19 protein-coding genes are annotated in these 22,363 nt (G+C 74.5%); 10 read left to right on the top strand and 9 right to left on the bottom strand.

The window, feature by feature from the left end; translation table 11 throughout:
* The first annotated feature begins 28 nt into the window (after positions 1-28).
* Both ABZ567_RS19825 and ABZ567_RS19820 read left to right on the top strand, forming a co-directional pair.
* Positions 29-481 carry a DUF4442 domain-containing protein gene (locus ABZ567_RS19825; protein WP_360791522.1) on the top strand — a complete coding sequence of 151 codons (453 nt, stop codon included), beginning with the start codon at positions 29-31 and terminating at the stop codon, positions 479-481.
* Between the two features lie 174 nt (positions 482-655).
* Positions 656-1,324 (top strand): DedA family protein, encoded by a 669-nt coding sequence (locus ABZ567_RS19820; RefSeq protein WP_360791520.1) that lies wholly within the window; start codon positions 656-658, stop codon positions 1,322-1,324.
* Between the two features lie 159 nt (positions 1,325-1,483).
* On the opposite strand, the gene ABZ567_RS19815 is transcribed toward ABZ567_RS19820, so the two are convergent.
* The gene (locus ABZ567_RS19815) at positions 1,484-2,020 is read right to left on the bottom strand and encodes a gamma carbonic anhydrase family protein (protein ID WP_360791517.1); all 537 of its coding nucleotides are present in this window, start codon (positions 2,018-2,020) and stop codon (positions 1,484-1,486) included.
* Between the two features lie 131 nt (positions 2,021-2,151).
* On the opposite strand from ABZ567_RS19815, the gene ABZ567_RS19810 reads away from it, so the two are divergent.
* Positions 2,152-2,919, top strand: a complete 768-nt coding sequence (locus ABZ567_RS19810) for an acyltransferase (RefSeq protein ID WP_360791514.1) — start codon at positions 2,152-2,154, stop codon at positions 2,917-2,919.
* 82 nt (positions 2,920-3,001) lie between these two features.
* On the opposite strand, the gene ABZ567_RS19805 is transcribed toward ABZ567_RS19810, so the two are convergent.
* Positions 3,002-3,865 carry a DMT family transporter gene (locus tag ABZ567_RS19805; RefSeq protein ID WP_360791512.1) on the bottom strand — a complete coding sequence of 288 codons (864 nt, stop codon included), beginning with the start codon at positions 3,863-3,865 and terminating at the stop codon, positions 3,002-3,004.
* A gap of 106 nt (positions 3,866-3,971) precedes the next feature.
* Here ABZ567_RS19805 and ABZ567_RS19800 point away from each other — a divergent pair, with 106 nt between their 5' ends.
* Both ABZ567_RS19800 and ABZ567_RS19795 read left to right on the top strand, forming a co-directional pair.
* Entirely contained in the window at positions 3,972-4,544 is a 573-nt protein-coding gene (locus ABZ567_RS19800; protein WP_360791510.1) for an XRE family transcriptional regulator, read from the top strand.
* Positions 4,545-4,588: 44 nt separating this feature from the next.
* Positions 4,589-5,152 (top strand): YbaK/EbsC family protein, encoded by a 564-nt coding sequence (locus ABZ567_RS19795; protein ID WP_360791507.1) that lies wholly within the window; start codon positions 4,589-4,591, stop codon positions 5,150-5,152.
* 72 nt (positions 5,153-5,224) lie between these two features.
* Here the strand turns inward: ABZ567_RS19795 and ABZ567_RS19790 are convergent, their stop codons facing one another.
* Positions 5,225-5,671 carry a CoA-binding protein gene (locus ABZ567_RS19790; protein WP_360791504.1) on the bottom strand — a complete coding sequence of 149 codons (447 nt, stop codon included), beginning with the start codon at positions 5,669-5,671 and terminating at the stop codon, positions 5,225-5,227.
* A 231-nt stretch (positions 5,672-5,902) separates the two neighbouring features.
* On the opposite strand from ABZ567_RS19790, the gene ABZ567_RS19785 reads away from it, so the two are divergent.
* From ABZ567_RS19785 to ABZ567_RS19770, 4 genes are all read left to right on the top strand, one after another.
* Positions 5,903-7,225, top strand: coding sequence for a helix-turn-helix domain-containing protein (locus tag ABZ567_RS19785; RefSeq protein WP_360791501.1), 1,323 nt, complete (start codon positions 5,903-5,905; stop codon positions 7,223-7,225).
* 9 nt (positions 7,226-7,234) lie between these two features.
* Positions 7,235-7,861: a YigZ family protein gene (locus ABZ567_RS19780; RefSeq protein WP_360791498.1), complete on the top strand. Its 627-nt coding sequence runs from the start codon at positions 7,235-7,237 to the stop codon at positions 7,859-7,861.
* Positions 7,862-8,212: 351 nt separating this feature from the next.
* A complete protein-coding gene (locus ABZ567_RS19775) occupies positions 8,213-9,382 on the top strand; it encodes an exonuclease SbcCD subunit D (protein ID WP_360791495.1) in 1,170 nt (389 codons plus the stop codon).
* Entirely contained in the window at positions 9,379-12,420 is a 3,042-nt protein-coding gene (locus tag ABZ567_RS19770; protein ID WP_360791492.1) for an SMC family ATPase, read from the top strand. Before ABZ567_RS19775 ends, ABZ567_RS19770 begins: the two co-directional genes overlap by 4 nt.
* Here ABZ567_RS19770 and ABZ567_RS19765 read toward each other — a convergent pair.
* The 3 genes from ABZ567_RS19765 to ABZ567_RS19755 all read right to left on the bottom strand — a co-directional run bounded on the left by ABZ567_RS19765 (position 12,410) and on the right by ABZ567_RS19755 (position 15,224).
* Entirely contained in the window at positions 12,410-12,859 is a 450-nt protein-coding gene (locus tag ABZ567_RS19765; RefSeq protein ID WP_360791489.1) for an Lrp/AsnC family transcriptional regulator, read from the bottom strand. The two genes, ABZ567_RS19770 and ABZ567_RS19765, sit on opposite strands and share 11 nt — an antisense overlap.
* Positions 12,860-12,973: 114 nt before the next feature.
* Complete coding sequence (locus ABZ567_RS19760; protein WP_360791486.1) at positions 12,974-14,677, bottom strand: DUF885 domain-containing protein; 1,704 nt, start codon at positions 14,675-14,677, stop codon at positions 12,974-12,976.
* Positions 14,678-14,726: 49 nt separating this feature from the next.
* Positions 14,727-15,224, bottom strand: a complete 498-nt coding sequence (locus tag ABZ567_RS19755; protein WP_360791484.1) for an Lrp/AsnC family transcriptional regulator — start codon at positions 15,222-15,224, stop codon at positions 14,727-14,729.
* A gap of 59 nt (positions 15,225-15,283) precedes the next feature.
* Between ABZ567_RS19755 and ABZ567_RS19750 the strand changes: the two genes are divergently transcribed.
* The gene (locus tag ABZ567_RS19750; protein WP_360791480.1) at positions 15,284-16,537 is read left to right on the top strand and encodes an aminotransferase class I/II-fold pyridoxal phosphate-dependent enzyme; all 1,254 of its coding nucleotides are present in this window, start codon (positions 15,284-15,286) and stop codon (positions 16,535-16,537) included.
* Here the strand turns inward: ABZ567_RS19750 and ABZ567_RS19745 are convergent.
* The 3 genes from ABZ567_RS19745 to ABZ567_RS19735 form a co-directional block, all read right to left on the bottom strand.
* Positions 16,422-17,900, bottom strand: coding sequence for a GNAT family N-acetyltransferase (locus ABZ567_RS19745; RefSeq protein WP_360791477.1), 1,479 nt, complete (start codon positions 17,898-17,900; stop codon positions 16,422-16,424). The two genes, ABZ567_RS19750 and ABZ567_RS19745, sit on opposite strands and share 116 nt — an antisense overlap.
* 76 nt (positions 17,901-17,976) lie before the next feature.
* The gene (locus tag ABZ567_RS19740; protein WP_360791474.1) at positions 17,977-20,772 is read right to left on the bottom strand and encodes a DUF6493 family protein; all 2,796 of its coding nucleotides are present in this window, start codon (positions 20,770-20,772) and stop codon (positions 17,977-17,979) included.
* A complete protein-coding gene (locus ABZ567_RS19735; RefSeq protein ID WP_360791472.1) occupies positions 20,769-22,262 on the bottom strand; it encodes an SWIM zinc finger family protein in 1,494 nt (497 codons plus the stop codon). The genes ABZ567_RS19740 and ABZ567_RS19735 overlap by 4 nt, the downstream gene beginning before the upstream one ends.
* Between the last annotated feature and the right edge of the window lie 101 nt (positions 22,263-22,363).

The raw sequence follows: 22,363 nt of genomic DNA, 5'->3' as shown, positions 1-22,363 counted from the left end.
AGTGCTACCCGTGGGTAACATCACGGTCATGAGCGCAGACCAGATGTCCGTCGGCGAGATGCTCGCCGCCACGGTGCCCATGGCCGGAACCCTGAACCTGGAGTTCCTGGAGACCACCGCCGAGCGCGCCGTCGTGCGCCTGCCGGACCAGGCCGCCTACCACAACCACCTCGGCGGTCCGCACGCCGGAGCGATGTTCACGCTCGCCGAGTCCGCCAGCGGCGCCATCGTGCTCGCCGCGTTCGGCGACCAGCTGGGCCGCGCGGTGCCCCTCGCCGTCAGGGCCGAGATCGGCTACAAGAAGCTCGCCATGGGCGTCGTCACCGCCACCGCCACCCTGGGCCGCCCGCCCGCCGAGATCGTCGCCGAGCTCGACGCCGGTGAGCGGCCGGAGTTCCCGGTGCGGATCGACATCACCCGTGAGGACGGCGCCGTGACCGGCGAGATGACCGTCGTCTGGACCCTGCGCCCGAACGCCTGACCCCGGACACCGCGCGCCGCCCCCGTACCCCCATGGGTGCGGGGGCGGCCGCGCTCCGGGCGGCCCGCCGCGACCGGGTAGGCTGCCCCGGCGTGCCCGCCGCGGCGCGCGCCTGCGCCGGACTCCCGACCACGGGCCGGTGCGGCAGGGCAGTCGAAACGGGAGGAAGCCGCGTTGCACGTCCAGGAGTGGCTGGAGACGATCCCCGCGGTCGCCGTCTACGTCCTTGTCGGAGTGGTGATCGGGCTCGAGAGCCTGGGCATCCCGCTGCCGGGCGAGATCGTGCTGGTGAGCTCGGCGCTGCTCGCCTCGCAGCACGGCGACATCAACCCGTGGGTGCTCGGCGCCTGCGCCATCGCCGGAGCGATCATCGGCGACTCGATCGGCTACGCCATCGGTCGCAAGGGCGGGCGGCCGTTGCTCGCCTGGCTGGGCGGCAAGTTCCCCAAGCACTTCAGCGAGGCGAACATCGGCCTCGCCGAGCGCTCCTTCCAGAAGTGGGGCATGTGGGCGGTCTTCTTCGGCCGCTTCGTCGCCCTGCTCCGCATCTTCGCCGGGCCGCTCGCGGGCGTGCTCCACATGCCGTACTGGAAGTTCCTGATCGCCAACGTCTTCGGCGGCATCCTCTGGGCGGGCGGCACGACGGCCGTCATCTACTCGGTCGGGATCGTCGCCGAGGCGTGGCTGAAGCGCTTCTCGTGGCTCGGCCTCGTCCTCGCCGTACTGATCGGCGTCGCCTCGATGCTGATCATCAAGAACCGCGCGAAGAAGGCGGCGGCGGAGCACGCGGAGCGTGCGGAGGCCGTCGAGGCCGCGCCGGAACCGGTCGGGGTCGCGGACTGACGTCCCCCGGGGCGTAGGGGAGTTCACGCGCGTACGTGAAGGAGGGCGGCATCCGTCGAGGGTGCCGCCCTCCTTCGTGTCCACGGGCCGGACGTCTTCCGTCCCCTCTCGGATCGGTTCAGTCCTGCTCGGACCTGCTCGGTCCTGTTTCAGGCCCGCTCAGTTCTCGGAGGCCTCGAAGGCCTCGGCGTGGCTCCTGGCGAGGTGGAGGTACATCTCGGCGTTGAGCCGGATGCCCGCCTTCTCCTCGTCGGTCAGCGGACGACGCACCTTCGCCGGGACGCCGGCGACGAGCGACCCCGGCGGGACCTCCATCCCCTGCGGGACGAGCGCCTGCGCGGCGACGAGCGAGCCGGCGCCGATCCGCGCCCCGTTGAGGACGGTCGCCCCCATGCCGACGAGGACGTCGTCCTCGATGACGCAGCCGTGCACGGTCGCGTTGTGCCCGACGGTCACACGGGCGCCGATCGAGACGGGGAAGCCGGGGTCGACGTGGACGGTGGTGCCGTCCTGGACGTTGGCGCCCTCGCCGATCTCGATGGGACCGCAGTCCGCCCGCAGCACCGTGTGGTACCAGATGCTGGCGCGGGGGCCGAGCGTCACCTCGCCGAGGATCACGGAAGTGGGGGCGGTGAAGGCGGTCGGGTCGATGAGCGGCTCCTTGCCGCCCACACCCCTGATCAACGCCTCTGTCATGGTTCGCTCCTGATCGTCAGCCGTCGTGCCACGCCCGGGGATGCCCCCGGCCGCACCCTATGCCGTGCTCATGACGGACATCACAGCGCACCGCACCGATCAGGCACGACGGCGCCGACTACGGTGTCCGGGTGCCCAGGAACAGAAACACGTTCTCCTCTCTCGCCGCCTGGCGGCGCCGGGTCCTCGCGCGTGCCGTGCAGGGTGGCTGGCGCTGGGTGCAGGAGGCCGGTTCCGTCACCGCCGAACACCCCGGGAAACTGCGCTTCCGCAGACTCGGCGCCGGCACCCGGCTCGCCTTCCCGCAGGGCACGGTCTTCGGCGAGCGGTGGATCGAGATCGGCGAGTGCTGCATCGTCGCCGAACAGGTCACGTTGACGGCCGGCATGCTGCCGGGCCTCGACCTCGGCACGGACACGGTCCTGACCCTCGGTGACGGGGTCGTCCTCGGCCGGGGCAGCCATGTCATCGCCGACGCGAAGGTGACCATAGGCTCCGACACCTACTGCGGCCCGTACGTCTACATCACCTCGACCAACCACAGTTACGACGACCCGGACGAGCCCGTCGGCCGCCAGTGGCCGCGCTCGGCGCCGGTCACCATCGGCCCCGGCTGCTGGCTCGGCACGGGCGCGGTGATCCTTCCCGGCGCCCGGCTCGGCCGGAACGTGGTCGTCGCGGCGGGCGCGGTGGTGCGCGGTGAGGTGCCCGACCACTCGGTCGTGGCGGGCGCCCCGGCCCGGGTCGTCCGCGGCTGGGACCCGGAGAAGGGCTGGCAACCGCCGCTGCGCACTCCGGCCCCCGTCCCGATCCCGGAACATGTCACCGCCGCGCAGCTGGAGGCGCTCGCGGCCTGGGAGGCCGGGCGTACGGGCAGCTCCGAGACCGTCTCCCCGTGAGCGGCCGGGGACTTCCCGGGAAGCAGAGCCGGGAGGGACTCTCCGGAGGGGCGCCGGCCGGGCGGGACTTTCCGGACGGGTGCTAGCCGGTCGCGAGCAGGACCGTGCCCACCAGGGCGAGGCCCGCGCCGGCCGCCTGGACCGCTCGGAGCCGTTCCTTGAGGACGCCACGGGCCGCGAGGGCGGTCACCACCGGGTAGAGACTGGCGAGGACGGCGGCGACGGTGACGGGGCCCTGCTGGGCGGCGATCGCGTACGTACCGTTGGCGGCGACGTCGGCGAGGCCGACGAAGGCGAGGGCCGGGAGGGCCGCCCGGATCACCTGCGGGCCCCCTTCCGGGAGGGCCCGGCCGCCGCGCTTCACCGAGGCGTACAGGGCTCCGCCGCCCACCAGGACGTTGGTGACGCGCTGGACGAACAGGGCGAGGAAGAGGCCGGTGACCGTCGTGGAGGCCTCCGCGATGAGCGCCATCACCGACCCGAAGCCGAAGGCCGCGACCACGGTCAGCAGGACCGCCCGGCGCTGGACCGGCGCCCCGCGCAGCTCGGGGCCGCCGGCCAGGACCACGCCGAGGACCGCCACCCCGATCCCGGCGAACTGGAGCAGCCCCGGGCGGTCGCCGACGAGGAGGCCGACCGAGACGGGGACGACGACGCCGAGGGAGCCGAGCGGGGAGACCACGCCCATGGGGCCGAGCGCCAGCGCCTTGTAGAAGGCGAGCATGGCCGCCGGGCCGACGACGCCCGCCCCCACGGCGTACCAGAGCTGCGGCCCCGCCTCCGTCCAGGCGCCGGTCGCGAGGACGACGGCGCCGAGGACGAGGACCGCGAGGAGCTGGGAGACCACGACGACCGTGAGGGCCGGGATCCGGCGGGTGAGGAGCCCGCCGCCGAAGTCGGCGAGGCCCCACAGCAGGCTGGTGGCCAGGGCGAACAAGGCGGTCATGGGTCCTCGCAAGTCTCGGGACGGCAGTACAGTGCAGTGAACAATCGGGTGCACCCCACCGTAGTTCAGTGTATTGAACTCTGTCATCCATAATATTGGACGGAATGTGTCGGACCTCGATCAGCTCACGCAGTCGCTCGCCCGGAACCTGAAGCGCTGGCGCAAGGAGCGGAGTCTCACCCTCGACGCCCTCGCCGCACGGGCCGGCGTCAGCCGCGGCATGATCATCCAGATCGAACAGGCGCGGACCAACCCCAGCGTCGGCACCACCGTCAAGCTGGCCGACGCCCTCGGCGTCTCCATCACCACCCTGCTCGACTACGAGCAGGGCCCCCAGGTCCGGCTCGTCCCGCCCGACCAGGCCGTCCGCATGTGGTCCACCTCCACCGGCAGCCACACCACGCTCCTCGTCGGGTCCGAGGCCCGCGGCCCCCTGGAGCTCTGGTCCTGGACCCTCATGCCCGGCGACGGCAGTGCCTCCGACCCGCACCCGGAGGGCACGGTCGAACTGCTCCACGTCACCGCCGGCGTCCTCACCCTGGTCGTCGACGGCGAGGAGCACACCCTGCCGGCCGGCACCTCCGCCGTCTTCGAGGCCTCCACGACGCACGCCTACCGCAACGACGGGGCCGAACCCGCCGAGATGACCATGGCCGTCTCCATCCCGCCCGTACGCTGAGACGGGCGACCGCGACCCGCGCGCCGGTTGTTAGCGTGCGACGCATGCGCGCACCCATCGGAGACTTCGACGACGCCACGCCCGCCCCCGACGGCCTCGACCTCCTGACCGGGCCCGTCGCCGCCGCCGTCCGGGCCTGGACCGGGCCCGTACCGGCGGATCAACTGCTGTACGTGGACACCGATCCGGCCATCGCCGACACCGCCGTCTTCGTGGAGCACCACGGGCCCGCGCTGCTCGACCGGTCCGCCAACTGCGTGATCGTCGCGGGCAGACGCGGGGAGGCGACGACGCTGGCCGCGTGCGTCGTGAAGTCGGCGGACCGGGTCGACGTCAACGGGGTCGTACGCAGGCATCTCGGCGCCCGCAAGGCCTCGTTCGCGCCGATGGACACCGCGACCGGCGAGACGGGCATGGAGTACGGCGGCATCACCCCCGTCGGCCTCCCCGCCGCCTGGCCCCTCCTCGTGGACGCCGCCGTGGTGGACACCGAGTGGGTCCTGGTCGGCAGCGGCCGCCGCCGCGGCAAGCTCATCCTGCCGGGCAAGGCCTTCGCCCAACTCCCGGGCGCCGTCGTCCTGGAAGGCCTCGGCGTCCCCATCGGCTGAGGCGGAGCCCGGTGGGGTGTGCCCCGGGATCGGATCGGCCTCGGCCGAGCGAGACACCGGGGCCGGAGCCGATCAGCCGAGACCGAGACGCGGGATCTCGATCGCGGGGCAGCGGTCCATGACCATGTCGAGCCCCGCCGCACGGGTACGGGCGAACGCGGCCTCGTCGATCACGTCCAACTGGAACCAGACCGCGCCGGCGCCGATCGCGACGGCCTCGTCGGCGATCGCGCCGGCCTGCTCGCTGTTGACGAACACGTCGACGACGTCGACCGGGAAGGGGATGTCGGCGAGCGAGGCGTACCCCTGCTCGCCGTGGACCGTCTCCGCCTTCGGGTGGACCGGGACGATCCGCTTCCCGAAGCGCTGCAGGACGGCCGCCACCCCGTAGGCCGCCCGCCCCTGGTTCGAGGAGAGCCCCACCACCGCCCAGGTGTCGCCTGCGGTCGTGAGGATCCGCCGCGCGGTCTCCGACGCGGAGTACTCGGTGGGTTCGGTGGTCGTGGTGTCGACGCTCATCGTCACTGCTGCCCTTCCTCGGTGCGGCCCGTCCACCCGGTCAACGAGCCGCCCCCCGCCGTGATTCCCCCCTGCGGCGATCAGCCCTCGCGAGACGGCACGGGGTCCGCCACGGCACCGGCCGGACGCGCTGGGCAATCGCCCATCACGCGGCGCGCCCGGCTGGGCCGCGGCCCCGTCGACCCGCACGAGCCGTGGCATCCGCCAAATCCCGGCGCTACGGTGCCAGCCATGACGCACAGCTCGCCGGGCGGTTCCGGCGGAACCCCCACGCCCCCGAGCGGCTCCGCCGCGCTCCGCCGTTCCCTGGCCACCGCGATGCTCGCCGACATCGACCGGCTCACCGACCGCGCCGTCGACGACATCCGCGCCCACTCCGGCACGCACGCCTCCGGCACCCCCGTCACCCGCGAGGACCTCCGGGCGATCTGCCGCGACAACCTGCTGCGCGCCCTGGAGGACTTCGGCGGCCTCACCGCGACCGGCGGCGACTTCGAAGGGGCGGCGCGCGAGACCGGCCGCCGCCGCGCCGAACAGGGAGTGCCGCTCGACACCGTGCTCCAGGCCCACCGGCGCGGCGGCCGCGTGCTCTGGCAGGTCATGGCCGAACACCTCCGGGGCCGGACCGGGCGGGACGCCGACAGCCGGGACGTCGAGCTCGACCTGGCGAGCGGGGTCTGGGAGACCATCGACCGGTACTCGGTCGCGATGGCCGACGCGTACCGGATCGCCCAACTGGAGCTCCAGCGCCGCCAGGACACCCGGCGCGTCGCCCTCTTCGAGGCGCTGCTCGACGGCCGCGCCGACGATCCCGCCGTCGCCTCCGCCGCCGCGGCCGCGCTCGGTGTCCCCGCGGTCGACCGGTACGTCGTCGTGGTCGCCGCCCAGGACCCGGCCGCGCCGCCGCATCCCTCACCCGTCCTGGAGGCCCAGGGCCTGTGGTCGTTCTGGCGGCCCCGCTCCGGCCGTTACGCCGGCGTCGTCCGGCTGCCCCGCCGCGACGCGCCCACCGCGAGGCCCGCGGGGGCCGGCCCGGGAACCGACCCCGCCACGCGCGCGCTCCTCGCCGCCCTGAGCGAACGGACCGGGGCCACCGCGGGGGTCTCCCCGGAGTTCGAGCGCCTCTCCCAGGCGGGCCGCGCCCTGCGACTCGCCGAACAGACCCTCCGTACCCTCCCGGCGGGCAGCGGCGAGATCGCCGCCTTCGACGACCGGCTCACCCAGGTGCTGCTCAGCGGCCGCGTCGACATCGCCGAGCGGATCGTCACCGTCCACCTCGGTCCCGTGCTCGCCACGGGCGGCGAACGGGCCGCGCTCCTCTCCACCCTCCGGGCCTGGCTCGACCACGGCTGCTCGGCGTCCAGAGCCGCGGACCAGCTCTACTGCCACCGCAACACCGTGCTCAACCGCATCGGCCGCATCGCCGAGCTCACCGGCCGCTCCAGCGAGTCCGGCGAGGCCCGCCTCGGCTGGGCCCTGGCCCTGCGCGCCCTGCCCTACGTCGGCCCGGCGACCGCTCCCGGACCGGCCGACGCCCCCGCCGGCGGAACGTAGGCTGGCCGGATGCAGGAGCAGTACCGCACGGTGGCCCGCGAGGGTGTGCACGAGACCGAGATCAACCGCTCGCGCTTCCTCTGCGCGCTCGCGCCCGTCGCCGACGAGCGGGAGGCGCAGGAGTTCGTCGCGCGCATCCGCAGGGAGCACCCGACGGCCGGCCACCACTGCTTCGCGTACGTCCTCGGAGCCGACGCCTCCGTCCAGAAGGCGAGCGACGACGGCGAGCCGGGCGGCACGGCGGGCGTCCCCATGCTCCAGATGCTCCTGCGCCGCGACATGCGGTACGTCGTCGCCGTCGTCACCCGCTACTACGGCGGCGTGAAGCTCGGCGCGGGCGGCCTCATCCGCGCGTACGGCGGCTCGGTCGGGGAGGCGCTCGACGCGGTGGGCACGGTGACCCGGCAGCGTTTCCGGCTCGCCACCGTCACCGTCGACCACCAGCGCGCGGGCAGGCTGGAGAACGACCTGAGGGCGACCGGGCGGGCCGTCCGCGACGTGCGGTACGCCGACGCCGTCACCATCGAGATCGGCCTCCCCGACAGCGACGTCCCCGCCTTCCGCGCCTGGCTCGCCGACGCCACGGCGGGCACGGCCTCGTTCGAACCGGGCGGCGAGGCGTACGGCGACGTGTGAGGCGCACCGCGCGGGTCGGCCATGCGTGCGCGTGCGGTCGGTGTGTGTGGCGCACCGCGCTGGTCGGCCACGCGTGCGCGTGCCGTCGGTTTGTGTGGCGCACCGCGCGGGTCGGCCACGCGTGCGCGTGCGGCGCGTGACACCGGACACGTGACCCACGGGCACCGGCCGCCGCGTGGTCGGCGCCGCCCGACCCCTCGGGCCCTGCCCGCACGGCCCTTCGCCGCGCGCGGGCTCCTGACCGGTGCGCGGGAGCGGGCCCGACCACACCCCCCGGCGGGATAGCGTGGAGGCCGCACACGACGGGGACGAGCGGCGAGGAGCGGCGCACATGCGGGGTGGGACGGCATCGTGAGGCTCCTGCACACCTCGGACTGGCACCTCGGCCGGTCCTTCCACCGTGTCGGGCTCCTCGGCGCCCAGGCCGCCTTCCTCGACCACCTCGTCGCCACCGTCCACGAGCACCGCGTCGACGCCGTCCTCGTCGCCGGCGACGTCTACGACCGCGCGGTGCCCCCGCTGCCCGCCGTCGAGCTCTTCGACACCGCGCTGCACCGCCTCGCAGAGGCCGGCGTACCCACCGTCATGATCTCCGGCAACCACGACTCGGCCCGCCGCCTCGGCGTCGGCGCCGGCCTCATCGCGCGCGCCGGCATCCACCTCCGTACCGACCCCGCCGGCGTCGGCACGCCCGTCGTCCTCACCGACGACCACGGCGAGGTCGCCCTCTACGGCCTGCCCTACCTCGAACCGGCACTCGTCAGAGACCGCCTCGGCGCCGAGAAGGCCGGTCACGAGGCCGTGCTCGCCGCCGCCATGGACCGGGTCCGCGCCGACCTCGCCGCCCGGCCCGCAGGCACCCGCTCCGTCGTCCTCGCCCACGCCTTCGTCGCCGGCGGCGCGCCCAGCGACAGCGAGCGGGACATCACCGTCGGCGGGGTCGCCGCCGTACCCGCCGGGGTCTTCGACGGCGTCGACTACGTCGCTCTCGGCCATCTTCACGGCAGTCAGACCCTCACCCCGCGCGTGCGCTACTCCGGCTCCCCGCTCGCGTACTCCTTCTCCGAGGCCGACCACCGCAAGACGATGTGGCTGATCGATCTCGGCGCGGACGGTGCCGTGCTGACCGCCGAGCGGATCGACTGCCCCGTCCCGCGCCCCCTCGCCCGGCTCAGGGGCCGGCTCGACGACCTTCTCGACGACCCCGCGCTCACGCCCCACGAGCAGTCCTGGGTCGAGGCCACGCTCACCGACCCCGTGCGCCCCGCCGAACCGATGGCACGCCTCACGGGGCGCTTCCCGCACACCCTGAACCTGGTCTTCGACCCCGACCGGACCGGCGACGACCCCGCCGCCTCCTACGCCCAGCGGCTCCGGGACCGCACCGACCAGCAGATCGCGGAGGACTTCGTGGCGCATGTACGCGGCGGCGCGACCCTCGACGGCGCCGAGCGGACGGTCCTGTACGGGGCCTTCGACGACGTACGGATCGACACGGCCGAGCGCGAGGTGGGCCGGTGAGGCTGCACCGCCTGGAGATCACCGCGTTCGGCCCCTTCGGCGGCACCCAGACCGTCGACTTCGACGCCCTGTCCTCCGCCGGGCTCTTCCTCCTCCACGGCCCGACCGGCGCCGGCAAGACCTCCGTCCTGGACGCCGTCTGCTTCGCCCTGTACGGGAGCGTGCCCGGCGTCCGCCAGAATCCCGGCACCTCCCTGCGCAGCGACCACGCCCCGGTCGGCACGTCCACCGAGGTGGTCCTCGAACTGACCGTGGGGGAGCGGCGTCTCGAGATCACCCGGCGCCCCGCCCAGCAGCGCCCCAAGAAGCGCGGCGACGGCTTCACCACCGAGAAGGCGCAGACCTGGCTGCGCGAGTACGACCCCGCCGCCGGTACCTGGGCCGGCCTCAGCCGCTCCCACCAGGAGATAGGGGAGGAGATCACCCAGCTCGTCGGCATGAGCCGCGAGCAGTTCTGCCAGGTCGTCCTCCTCCCGCAGGGCGACTTCGCCCGCTTCCTGCGGGCCGACGCCGAGGCCCGCGGCAGGCTCCTCGGGCGCCTCTTCGACACCCGGCGCTTCGCCGCCGTCGAGGAGCGCCTCGCCGATCTGCGGCGCGCCGCGCACCGGCAGGTCGAGGACGGGGACGAGCGGCTCCTGGCCCTCGCCCAGCGGATGGGCCAGGCCGCCGGCGGCCTCGGCGTCGCCCGTACGTCCGTCGAGGGACGGCCGGGCGACCCCGGACTCCCGGACGCGGTCCTCACCTGGGCCGCCGTCGCCCGCACCGAGGCCCGCGAGGCCCTCGACATCGCGCGCGTACGGCTCGACGCGGCCGAGGCCCGGCAGCGCGCCGCGCGCGCCGCCCTCGACGCGGAGAACGACCTCGCCGTCCGGCAGGCCCGGCACGCCGACGCGCTCCTCCGGCACGAGCGGCTCACCGCCCGCGCCCCCGAACGCGACCGCCTCCAGGCCGCCCTTGACCGCAGCCTCAAGGCGGACCGGGTGGCACCCGCGCTCGGACTGCGCGAGGACGCCGAGCGCGAGCACGCCACCGCCCGGACCGCGTGGGAACGCGCCCGCGCCCTGCTGCCCGCGGACCTCGCCGACGCCGGGGCCGACCACCTCTCCGCGCTCGAACGCCGGCTCCGCGAGGAGCTCGGCGGTCTGGAGGCCGCCCGCCGCGCCGAGCGCCGCGCCGCCACGGTCGCCGAGGAGCGCGCCGTCCTCGCCCGCGAGGCGCGCGCCGACGACGACGTCCTGCGGGACGCCGCCGACTGGCTCGCCGGCTGGGAACCGCGCCGCGCCGCACTCACCGAACGCGTCGAGGCCGCGCGGGACGCCGCAGCCCGTGCCGAACACCTCGCGGGCCGCCTGGAACCCGCCCGCCGCCGGCTCGCCGCGGCCCGCCGCCGTGACGGCCTCGCCGAGGACGCCAGGACCGCCGAGACGCGCCTCGCGGACGCCCGCGAGCGCCGGAACACCGCCCACGAGAGCTGGCTCGACGTCAAGTCCCGCCGCCTTGAGGGCATCGCCGCCGAACTCGCGGTCACCCTCAGCGACGGCGACCCCTGTCAGGTCTGCGGCTCCACCGCGCACCCGGCCCCCGCCCGCACCACCGCCGACCACGTGGACCGCGCCACCGAGGAAGCCGCCTACGCGGCCTACACCCGTGCCGAGGAGACCCGCACGGCGGTCGAACGCGAGCTGGCCGTCGTCCGCGAGTCCTGGTCCACCGCCCGCACCGAGGTCCTGGCAGGTGCCACGCCCTCCGACGCGGCCGACCCGTCCGTCCGTGAACTCGCCTGTGAGGTGGAGGAGTTGACGCTCCTGCACGCCGAGGCCCACGCGCTCGCCGGGCAGAGCCACAGCGCGCGGGAGGCCCTCGCGAGGGCGGAGCGGGAGTACGAGGAGCGGGTCGCCGTCCAGCGGGAGGCCGAGCGGCGCGCCGCCGCCCGGACCTCGCGGCGGGAGGCCCTGGAGCGGGAGCAGACCGCACTCGACGAGGAACTCGCCCTTGGACGAGGCACCTTCGGCACCGTGGCCGAGCACGCCACCCGTCTGGAGCGGCGGATCGCCCTCCTGGTCGACGCCGCCGGAGCCGTACGCTCCGCCGAACTCGCCGCCCAGCGGCTCAAGGAGGCCGACGACCGGCTCGCCGACGCCGCCTACCGCGCGGGCTTCACCACCCCGGCCGAGGCGGCCGCCGCACTCCTCCGCGAGAGCGAGCGCAGGGACCACCAGCACCGCGTGGATGCCTGGCAGGCCGAGGCCGCCGCGGTCGCCGACCGGCTCGCCGAGCCCGGTACCGTCGCCGCCGCGGCCCTCCCGCCCGCCGACCCCGTCGCCGCCGCGGCCGCCCACACGGCGGCCGAACGCGCGCTCCGCGCGGCCGCGTCCGTCCTGGCCGCCGCCCGCGAACGCGTGACCGACCTCGTCGGCCTGTCCCGGCAGGCCGTGACCGAGGTGCGCCGACTCGGGCCGCTCCGCGAGGAGTACGACCGCGTGGCCCGACTCGCCGCCCTCACCGCCGGCACCTCCGCCGAGAACGAGCGCCGGATGCGCCTGGAGTCGTACGTCCTCGCCGCCCGCCTCGAACAAGTCGCCGCCGCCGCGACCGCCCGCCTCCAGCGGATGTCCTCCGGCCGCTACACCCTGGTCCACTCCGACGCGCGCTCCGGCGGCAAGCGGGCCGGACTCGGGCTGCACGTCGTCGACGCCTGGACCGGCAACGAGCGCGACACCGCCACGCTCTCCGGCGGCGAGACCTTCTTCGCCTCGCTCGCCCTCGCCCTCGGCCTCGCCGACGTCGTCACGGACGAGGCCGGCGGCGTACGGCTGGACACCCTCTTCATCGACGAGGGCTTCGGCAGCCTCGACGAGCAGACCCTCGACGAGGTGCTCGACGTGCTCGACTCGCTGCGCGAGCGGGACCGCAGCGTCGGCATCGTCAGCCACGTCGGCGATCTGCGCCGACGGATCCCGGCCCAGCTGGAGGTCGTCAAGGCGCGGCGGGGTTCCGCGGTGCGGCTGCGCACCGGTGGCGACGCGCTCAGCGGCTGAGCGAACGCCGGGGAAGCGGCGAGGAGTAGACGATGCTGGTCGTCACCGCGCCGAGAGTGGCGATCTTCCCGGTGATCTCCTCCAGGTGCCTCATCGAGCGGGCGGCGACCTTGAGGACGAAGCAGTCGTCGCCGGTGACGTGGTGCGCCTCCAGGATCTGCGGCGTGGTGCCGAGCAGGTCGTGGAACGGCTTGTAGTTGCCGTGCGGGTAGCGCAGCCGTACGAAGGCGAGGATGGGAAGGCCGAGCCGGTCCTGGTCGACGATCGCCGTGTACCCCGCGATCACCCCCGCCTCTTCCAGGCGCCGCACCCGCTCGGTCACCGCGGACGGCGACATCGACACCGTACGGGCGAGGTCGGCGAAGCTGGCGCGGCCTTCGGCCTGGAGGGCTTCGAGAATGCGCCAGTCCGTGGCGTCGGGGGTGTAGTCGGTGGTCATGGACGAGGAATAGCAGGGGATTCCCCGGCCGATCAAGCGATCAGCCGGGGAATCTCATGGCCGAGGTGCTCGGAGACGGCGTGCTCAGGGGCGGCGTCCTCGGAGGCGACCCACTCAGAGGCGCGAGAGTTCCTCGACCAGGTCGTCGAGGCCCAGCGGCCCCTGCGAGAGTGCCGCCATGTGCCAGGCCTTCGCGTCGAACGCGTCGCCGTGCGCCGCGCGCGCGTTGGCGCGGCCGAGCAGCCAGGCGCGCTCGCCCAGCTTGTAGCCGATGGCCTGGCCGGGCATCGACAGATAGCGGGTCATCTCGCTCTCCACGAACGACGGCGGACGGCTGCTGTGCCGCTGGAAGAAGTCCTGCGCCAGCTCGGGGGTCCACCGCTCGCCCGGATGGAACGGCGAGTCCGCCGGGATCTCCAGGCCCAGGTGCATGCCGATGTCCACGATGACCCGACACGCGCGCATCATCTGACCGTCGAGGTAGCCGAGCCGCCGCTCCGCGTCGGGCAGGAAACCGAGCTCGTCCATCAGGCGCTCCGCGTACAGCGCCCAGCCCTCCATGTTGGCGCTGACCTTGCCGATGGTCGCCTGGTAGCGGGAGAGCCGGTCGGCGACGTGCACCCACTGCGCCATCTGCAGGTGATGGCCGGGGACGCCCTCGTGGTACCAGGTCGACACCAGGTCGTACACCGGGAAGCGGGTGGTGCCGTCCACCGGCAGCCAGGTGCGGCCGGGGCGTGAGAAGTCCTCGGACGGGCCCGTGTAGTACGGCGCCGCGGCGCCGCCCGGCGGGGCGATGCGGGACTCCACGCGGCGGACCCGGTCGGCCAGTTCGAAGTGGGTGCCGTCGAGGGCCTCGATGGCCTCGTCCATCAGCCGCTGGAGCCAGAGCCGGACCTCCTCCACCCCCTCGATGTGCGTACCGTGCTCGTCGAGGTGGGCCAGCGCCTCCCAGGGGTCGGCGCCCGGCAGGATCCGCTCGGCCTCGGTCCGCATCTCGTCGAGCAGCCGGTGGTACTCGGTCCAGCCGTACGCGTAGGCCTGGTCGAGGTCCAGGTCGGTGCCGTTGAAGTAGCGGGTCCACCGCTGGTACCGCTCGCGGCCCACCGTGTCCGGGGCGTCCGCGACGGCCGGGGCGTAGACGTCCCGCATCCAGTCCCGCAGTGCGGTGACGGCGTCGGTGGCGCTCCGGCCCGCGCGCGCGAGTTCGGCGCGCAGCTCCTCGGGCAGGGTGTCGGGCCGCGCGGCGGCGAACTGCTCGAACCAGCCCGGCCTTCCGCTCTCCGCGCCGGACCACTCGGTGAGCTGGTCGACGAAGGTGGCGGTGGGCCGCGGTCCGCCGAACAGCTTGCGCTCGAGACCGAGCTCCAGTGAGGACCGGTACCCCGCGAGCGCCGCCGGGACGGCGCGCAGCCGGGACGCCACCGCCGTCCAGTCCTCCTCGGTCTCCGTGGCCATCACGGTGAAGGCGATACGGACACTGTGCGCGGGCGAGCGCATGTTGCTGACCGCGCAGAGACCCTCCTCGGCCTCGTGCACGGCGAGTTCCGCCGTCAGGCGCTCCCGGAGCAACCGGGCGCACCGCCGCTCGGCCTCGCTTTCCGCGCCCGGCGCGCGCTCGGCCTCGTCGAGCCGGGCGAGCGTCCGGCGGGCGAGGTCGGCCACGGCCCGCTGGCCGGCGGGCGAGAAGTCGGGCAGCAGTCCGGCGCTCTCCTTGACTCCCAGGTACGTACCGGTGATCGGGTCGAGGGCGATGAGTGCGTCGACGTGGTCGTCGGCGACCTGGCGGGGCAGCGTGCTGCTGGAAGTCTCTGGCATGGGGGCCATCCTGGACTCTCCGGCGGGCCCCCGTCACCCTCGTCCGGCCTCAGTCGGCTGACAAGGAAGGGCCCGCGGAGGGCGGCAGGAGGGGGCCGCACTCCCACTCCTGGAAGATCAACCGGGTCTCGACGCGGGCCACCTCGCGGCGCGAGGTGAACTCGTCGAGGACGAGTCGTTGCAGGTCGGCGGGGTCCGCCACGGCCACGTGCACCAGGTAGTCGTCGGGTCCCGTCAGATGGAACAGCGCGCGGGACTCCGGCAGGGCCCGGATCCGGTCGACGAACGGACCGATCAGTTCCCGCCGGTGCGGGCGGACCTGGACGAGAAGGAGTGCTTCAAGCCCCCGGCCGAGTTTGGCCGGATCCAGTCGTAGCTGGTGTCCGAGGATCACGCCTGTGCGGCGGAGCCGCGCCACCCGGTCCAGGCAGGTGGAGGGCGCCACCCCGACCTCGGCGGCGAGTTCCCGGTAGGTGGTCCGGGCGTCGTTCTGCAGGAGGCGAAGAATGTGCAGATCGACCGCGTCCAGTACGACAGAATCGGCCATCGGTCGAACGTAGCACGGCCTTTTCCCCCTACTTCCCGGTATCCGTTCACAGTGCGGCCATGGACGCCATGGACTACGGCCCCTCGGCCACCCCGAGGGCCCTCGCCACCGAAGCCGTGCACGCCGGCCGCGAAGACCTCGCCTCGCTCGGTCTGCACGCCCCGCCGCTCGACCTGTCCACCACCTACCCCTCGTACGACGCCCGTGCGGAGGCCGCGCGGATCGACGAGTTCGCCACCACCGGCGCCCGGCTCGACGGGCCGCCCGTCTACGCCCGGCTCGACAACCCCACCGTCGCCCGCTTCGAGGAGGCCCTCGCCCGTCTGGAGGGGACCGAGTCCGCCGTCGCCTTCGCCAGCGGCATGGCGGCCCTCACCGCCGTGCTCCTCGCCCGGGCGAGCCAGGGCCTGCGGCACGTCGTGGCGGTCCGCCCGCTGTACGGCTGCAGCGACCACCTCCTCGACGCCGGACTGCTCGGCACCGAGGTGACCTGGACCGATCCCGCGGGCATAGCCGAGGCGATCCGGCCCGACACCGGCCTGGTCATGGTGGAGTCGCCCGCCAACCCGACGCTCGCCGAGGCGGACATCCGCGCCCTCGCCCACTCCTGCGGCTCCGTGCCGCTCCTCGTCGACAACACCTTCGCCACGCCGGTGCTCCAGCGCCCCGTCGAACAGGGCGCCCGCGTCGTGCTGCACAGCGCCACCAAGTACCTGGGCGGGCACGGCGACGTCATGGGCGGAGTCATCGCCTGCGACGAGGAGTTCGCCCGTACCCTCCGCCAGGTGCGCTTCGCCACCGGCGGCGTGCTGCACCCGCTCGCCGGCTATCTGCTGCTGCGCGGCCTCTCCACCCTGCCGGTACGGGTACGGGCGGCGTCCACCACGGCCGCGGAGCTCGTACGCCGACTGGCCACCGACCCCCGGATCGCCCGGGTCCACTACCCGCGGATCGGCGGCGCGATGATCGCCTTCGAGGTGTACGGCGACCCGCACGACGTCATCGCCGGCGTCCGGCTCATCACCCCCGCCGTCAGCCTCGGCAGCGTCGACACCCTCATCCAGCACCCGGCCTCCATCAGCCACCGGATCGTGGCCGAGGGCGACCGGCGCTCGGCGGGCGTCAGCGACCGGCTGCTGCGGATGTCGGTCGGTCTCGAGGACGTCGAGGACCTGTGGCGGGATCTGACCGAGGCGCTCAGCGCCCCGGCCGCCGCACTCCCTCGTGCCGCTGCTCCTGCTGCTGGTCCCGTGTCTGTTCCTGCGGCTTCGGGCGGTCGGCCGGTCGCGGTGCCGAGGCCAGCCGGGCAGTGATCACCAGCGTGCCCTCCTCGATCTGGTAGTCGAGGGGCAGGCTCAGTGCCCGCATCGCGGCCACCATCGCCGTGTTGGACGACTGGGTCACGGCGTACACGCTCGCGCAGCCGGCCTCCTCCGCCATCGCGACGAGCCGGCCGAGCAGCTCCGAGCCGATGCCGCGGCGCTGCCAGTCGTCCTCCACCATCAGCGCGACCTCCGTCTCGTCGCCGTCCCAGAGCAGATGCCCGAGGGCGACGAGACGGCCGGAGGTCGTCTGCACGGCGAGGGTGCGCCCGAAGCGAGGGCTGAGCAGGTGGTCGAGGTAGCGGTCGGCGTCGCCGACCGGACCGTGGTAGCGCAGGCCGAGCGTGCGGGCCGAGCAGCGGTCGTGCATGGCACGCGCGGCGGGCAGATCGCGCTGGTCGGCACGGCGGACGGTGATCTCGTTGCCCTCGGGCAGGGTCAGGACGTCATGGCTGCGCGGGACGCGCGGGCCGAGCCGGGCGTCGAGCTCGACGAGGGCGCGGGCACGGGCGAACTCGGTCGGGGTGAAGGGGAGATAGGGCCTCTCCACGATGAGGGTGCCGCCGTCGGGGTCGCGCAGCCGCATCACGGTCTCCTCCAGGACGCCTTCGACCGGGGCGGGTTCACCGGTGGGGCGGCCCGTGAGCGAGACGGCGGGCACGGAGTGCAGGGTGCAGCGGCCGAGGAGCTGGCGCAGCGCGAGCGGCAGCTCGGCGGCGTCGAGCGCGGTACGGGTGGCGAGGCCGAGGACCCGGGTGGGGGTGTCCACCAGGTCGTGGGCGTCGGCCCGCTCGGTCCAGGTGTCACGGCCGCCGGCCGCCGCGGTCTCCCTGGCGAGGGCGTGGGCGGAGAGGTCGGCGGGGGCGCGCAGCAGGAACTCGTCGACCGTGCCGTCGGCGAGCGGATGCGTCTGGAGGGTGAGGATGTCCACGCCCATGCGGGCGAGGACCGTGCACAGGGCTGCGAGGCTGCCCGGGGTGTCCGCGACGGTGGTGCGCATCCGCCACAGCGCGGTCTCGACCGGCACGCCGGGCTCCTCCGCCCGCTTCCCTGTCTCCACCAGGGGGGCCGCCCCGGCCGGGCGGGTCATGCTGGAGTGCCCGCCGGTGGGGTCGGCGGGCGGCGCATGGCTCGCATGACTGTGCCTCCGCGCCCACCAGGTGTGGAAGGCGGCGGTGGCGACCAGCGCGATCGCGGAGAAGACCAGCAGGTAGTGGCCGTCGGGCCCCTTGACGATGGTCTTGGCGATCGTGTCGGCCACCACCACGGCGGTGAACAGGGCGGCGAGTTCGATCAGGTCGTGCCGCCAGTGGTGGGGGCGGCGGGCGCTCTTCGAAGACGTCACATCGGTCATGACCTCACTGTGACCCAGTGGTGTTGCGTGATCACGAACGTTTTGTGACTGACGGGTTAAGCGCCCGTCTGGCAGCTTAAAGGCTGATTGAGGCCGTTTCTGTCGGGATCTGATCGGCCCCCTGGCGGAGTGCGTTCCGCAGGCGCCTGGCCTGCACCACCAGTTGCGAGGAACCACGACCCGAGGCCAGCGTGTCGAGCCCGGCCACCTCCCCCCGGGCCCCGCACCGCTCCACGGAGTCCGCCGCGACCGCCAGCACCTCGCCGAGCCCGCGCACCGGTACCCGAGCGGAGAGCAGACCCGGCAGCATCGCCGCCAGGACCGCCCACACCGTCCCGTACGCCCCGGTGACCGCCGCCGTCCGGGCCGCGTCCGCCAGCCGGTTCGGCTTCACCGAGCCCTCCGCGACCAGCCACCCCAGCTCCTCGCCGAGCCGCCGGGCGTCCAGCTCGCCCCGCGAGGCCAGGACGAGCACGGCGTCCACCGCGCGCAGCCGGTCGTCCGCGTCCACGCAGCCGAGACCGAACGCCACGGCCAGATGGACCGCCCGGCCGACCGGGACCCCGGCCTCGGCCAGCGCGGTCAGGGGTTCGGTCAGGCCGCGTGTGTCTCCGTCGACGCAGCCCGCGAGGGTAGGCAGAAGACAGGCCGCGAGGACGTCCCGATCGGCCGGAAGCACCGGGGACCAGTGCGCGCGACTGTTCTCCCAGTGGTAGCAGCGGCGCGGGGTCGCCTCCAGAGTGCCGCCCAGCCAATGGAAGGGGGGCGGGAACTCCTCGCGTACGGCGGGGCGGTCGGCGAAGTCGACCACGATCCGGTCGATCAGCCACCACCTCGGCGAGGACCGGTCCTCGCCGCGCGGGAGAAACCGCACCGACGCCGCAACGGGCGCCTCCTCCCGTAGCCAGGCGGCGAGCCGCCGGCCGCCCGTGGTGCCGAGCGCCGCCGCCTCCTCGGCCGCCCGCCACACCGACGGATCGGCCCGAAGGACCCGGAGCAGAGCCTGCGCGAAGTCGGCCGGAGCGGGCTCCACGTCCGCGTCCCGGTACGCCCGCAGCCGCTCCACCAGGACCAGCGGATCGATGGCGCCGCTGTGCCAGGTCGGCGTGGCCAGGAGGAACGGCAGCGCGTCCGTGCCGATCAGGTCGGCGACCTCCCACAGGCGCGCGTCGAGGACCCCGGACAGCACCTGGTGGAGACAGCAGGCCGGGCCGCGCCCGTTCGCCCGGCCGAGACCGACCCGCGTCCGGTTCAGCAGACCGAGCAGCCCCGCGAGCACCACCTCGACCCCGAAGGTGTGGTGCGTGAAGTAGTGCGTCTCGTGCCACTCCGTCCGGGGGAACGTCTGCCGAACCGCCTCCACCACGGCCGCCCGGTCCCGGTGTGCGAGCCGCACCAACCCGTCGAGCGCCCGCTCGAACGCCACGGGATCCTCGACGAGCCCCTTCGTCACCAGCTCTTCCACCAGCGCTTCGACCGTCGTCGCCGGGGGCGCGACAAGGAGGCGCTCGGGCACCGGCGGCAGGATCTCCTCGTACGGAGCCCCGGCCTCCTCCTCCAGGTCCGTCCCGAACAGCGCGACGGCGGCCGGCCGGTGCGTCGGGCTCAGCAGTCCGGCCGCCTCGGCCAGCTCACGCCGCACCTCAGGTCCCACCGACGGCAGATGACGGCCCACCAGCTTGAGGGCCCGCTCCTGGACGCTGGTGTCCTCGTTCCCGAAGGCCTCCGTCACGGCGGGCAACAGCTCGCCCGCCGCGCCGGGCTCCCGCGCCAGCACCTTGCCCACCAGCGTCAACTGCGCCCGGACCAGCTTCTTCTCGGTCCGGAAGAGGACGCCGGCCGTCATCTCGGCCAGCGCCCCGACCGGCAGCGCCCCCGCGGCGGCGAGCTCCCCCAGGACGTGCTGGGCGTACCCGGCGACGAGCGACGGCGCGTCGGCCGCGATCCCGATCCAGTCCGGGATCCGCTCCCGCAGCTCGGCGGCGGCGGGTTCGAGCAGCCGCACCATCTCCAGCGGGAAACGCAGGTTCCGGACGGGGCCGCCGCGCAGCAGCCGGGACACGCACAGGTCCAGGAGGTGGCCCCGGTCGAGGACGCCTTCCGCGACGAGCGTGAGCAGCGCCGTGGGCCAGTGCTTCGGCGAGCCGGGACGGACCGTCCGGGTGAACCGCTCAGGGGTCTCGGCCATCGCGAGCGCGTGGGCCACGAGGACGGGCGTCTGCGGGTCCTCCCGGAGCCGCTCCACCAGCCGGTCGTCGGTGATGTGCCAGATCCACCCGAGGACGTAGCCGTCCGTCGGGGGGACCGCGTGACCGGAGCGGACCACGAGCCCGTGGAGCAGCGGGTAGCTGTTCTCCGCGACGACCTGCCTCTTGGCCAGGCGCCCGGCCAGATCCGCCGCCCACGCCGGGTCCCGCTCGCCCAGCGCGGCGAGGGCGAGGGTGCCGTCCGTCCGCCACGTCATCAGATCGCGCGCACCGAGCCAGCTCGCGGCCGCGGCGGCACCCGTCAGACAGCCGGCGCCCGCCACGTACAGCGCGCTGCGGATGCGGTTCGCCAGGTACGCAGGCGTACCCCACTTCCCGGCGCTCACTTCGGCGCGCAGCACCTTCAGCTGCGCGAGGGCGGCCTTGCGGTCGGCGTCGTCCAACGGTCCCAGAAGAGCCGGCACCTCGGCGGCCAGGCCCGCGCGCACCCCCGCGAGCAGCTTCTCGACCCCGGAGCCGGCCTCCGTGACGCTGCCCCGACCTGCCTCCGTGCCGACCCCCTCGCCGTCACCCGTCACGATCCCCACGCCCCGCCCCGTCCCGTTGTCCACGCCGTCCCCCCTGGTGTCCTCCGCGTCCTGCCGCCCCGGCCGGGGCCCTGTCATCGCACCGCTCCGGCGTTCGTCGCGCCCGTCCCGACGCCTGCCCCCGCCGTCTCCTGGCCTGCCCCCGTGCCGCTTCCGCCCGCCCCCGCCCCCGCGCCTGTCCCCGTGCCTGCGCCGGCGCCCGTCCCCGCGTCCTCCAGCGCCCCCCGCCTGACCATCCGCACCGCGAGCGCGTGCTTGCACGGTCCCCGCCGGCCCCGGTAGTCCGCCCACCACTGGCAGGTGCAGCTCAGTACGCCGTCCGACCCCCGTACCCGGTAGTGCCGTTCACCCGAGGCCACCGTCGCCAGGTCCCCTTCGAGCGTCACCGCACCCTCGGTGACCAGCCGACGGGCGCTCACCAGGCGCGGGTTGTGCCGCTCGGCCCGGTCCGGGTCGTACGGCAGCTCCCGGTGGAAGTAGGCCGCGTCCGCCACGTCGTACCCCACCCGGCCGGCCGTGCCCAGCCGGGTCAGCGCCGCCCGCACCCGGTCGACCGTGAGCCCGGCCTGCGCCCCGAGGTCGGCCAGGTCGATCCTGGGCTCCCAGGCCAACAGGACCGCGACCAGCTCCGCGTCCTGCGCGGCCTCCTCCGTCGCCAGCGCCTCCAGGACCCCGCCCTCGCCGGAGAAGCCCCGCGCGGGGTCGGGGGACAGCGTCAGCGTCAGCCGCATGCCGGGGAGGACCACCTCCCAGGCGCTCGCCGTCGCCGGCGAGCCGTCCGGCACCGGGCCGTACACCCGCAGGCCCGTCGCGTGCCGCAGCACCCGCTCCAGGGCGATCAGCCGGTCGAGCCCCGGCAGGCACACGGCGCCGGCACCCGGCCGGGTCGTCGGACGCAGGGCCCGGCCGGACTGCGTGATCCACAGCGGACCGCGCCCCCGCGACTGGTTCCGGGGCAGGGACCTGAGGAACCGGACGGCCTCAGCCCCGCTCAACTCCGCCCGCAGGTCGAACCGCGCCGAGGCGACCTGCGCCTCCGCGAAGCCCCGCAGCCAGCGGTCCGGCAGCGGGACCTTCTTCTCCACGACCGCCCCCGCGAGCGTGGTCACCGCCATCTCCTCCGGGCCCACCCGCAGGTGCAGCGGATCGTCCCCCGTCATCCGCGACAGCGCCTCCCGGAGCGGATCGTTGACGTCGACGTTGGTGGTGCCGTGCCCCGTCTCCGTACCCCCGAGCCCTTCGTCGAGCACGTCCAGGCGCGCGTACACCCCGCCGCAGCCGGAGAAGGACTCGAACCGCAGCCGGTCCCCGTTCCCCGTCACCACCGGGTCCAGCGCCCCGGGCCGTATCCGCTGGTGGTAGCGGGCCGCGGCCACGTCGGCGACCGCGAGCAGCCCTCGGGCCGCGACCTGCGGAGAGGCCAGGAAGCCGGAGAAGAAGCGGGGATGGGCCTCGGCGCCCCGGGGCGTGAGGCCCTCCGCCGTCTGCAGACCGAGCAGCCGGCCGGAGGCCGTGGACTCCAGCGCGGACGGGCGGACGTAGGCGAGTGCCTGAACGGATCGCGTCATGGATACGACGGTAGGACCCGCCACTGACAACCACCCGGACCGAAGGCTCCTCGCCACCTCTGACCGGTCGTTACCGTCTTGGCGCTGCCCGTCTCCGGCCC

The sequence above is a fragment of the Streptomyces sp. NPDC016459 genome (genome assembly GCF_040632845.1).
GTDB lineage: Bacteria > Actinomycetota > Actinomycetes > Streptomycetales > Streptomycetaceae > Streptomyces.
Note: the sequence above shows the minus strand (reverse complement) of the source record. Positions and strands in the feature narration are given on the sequence as shown.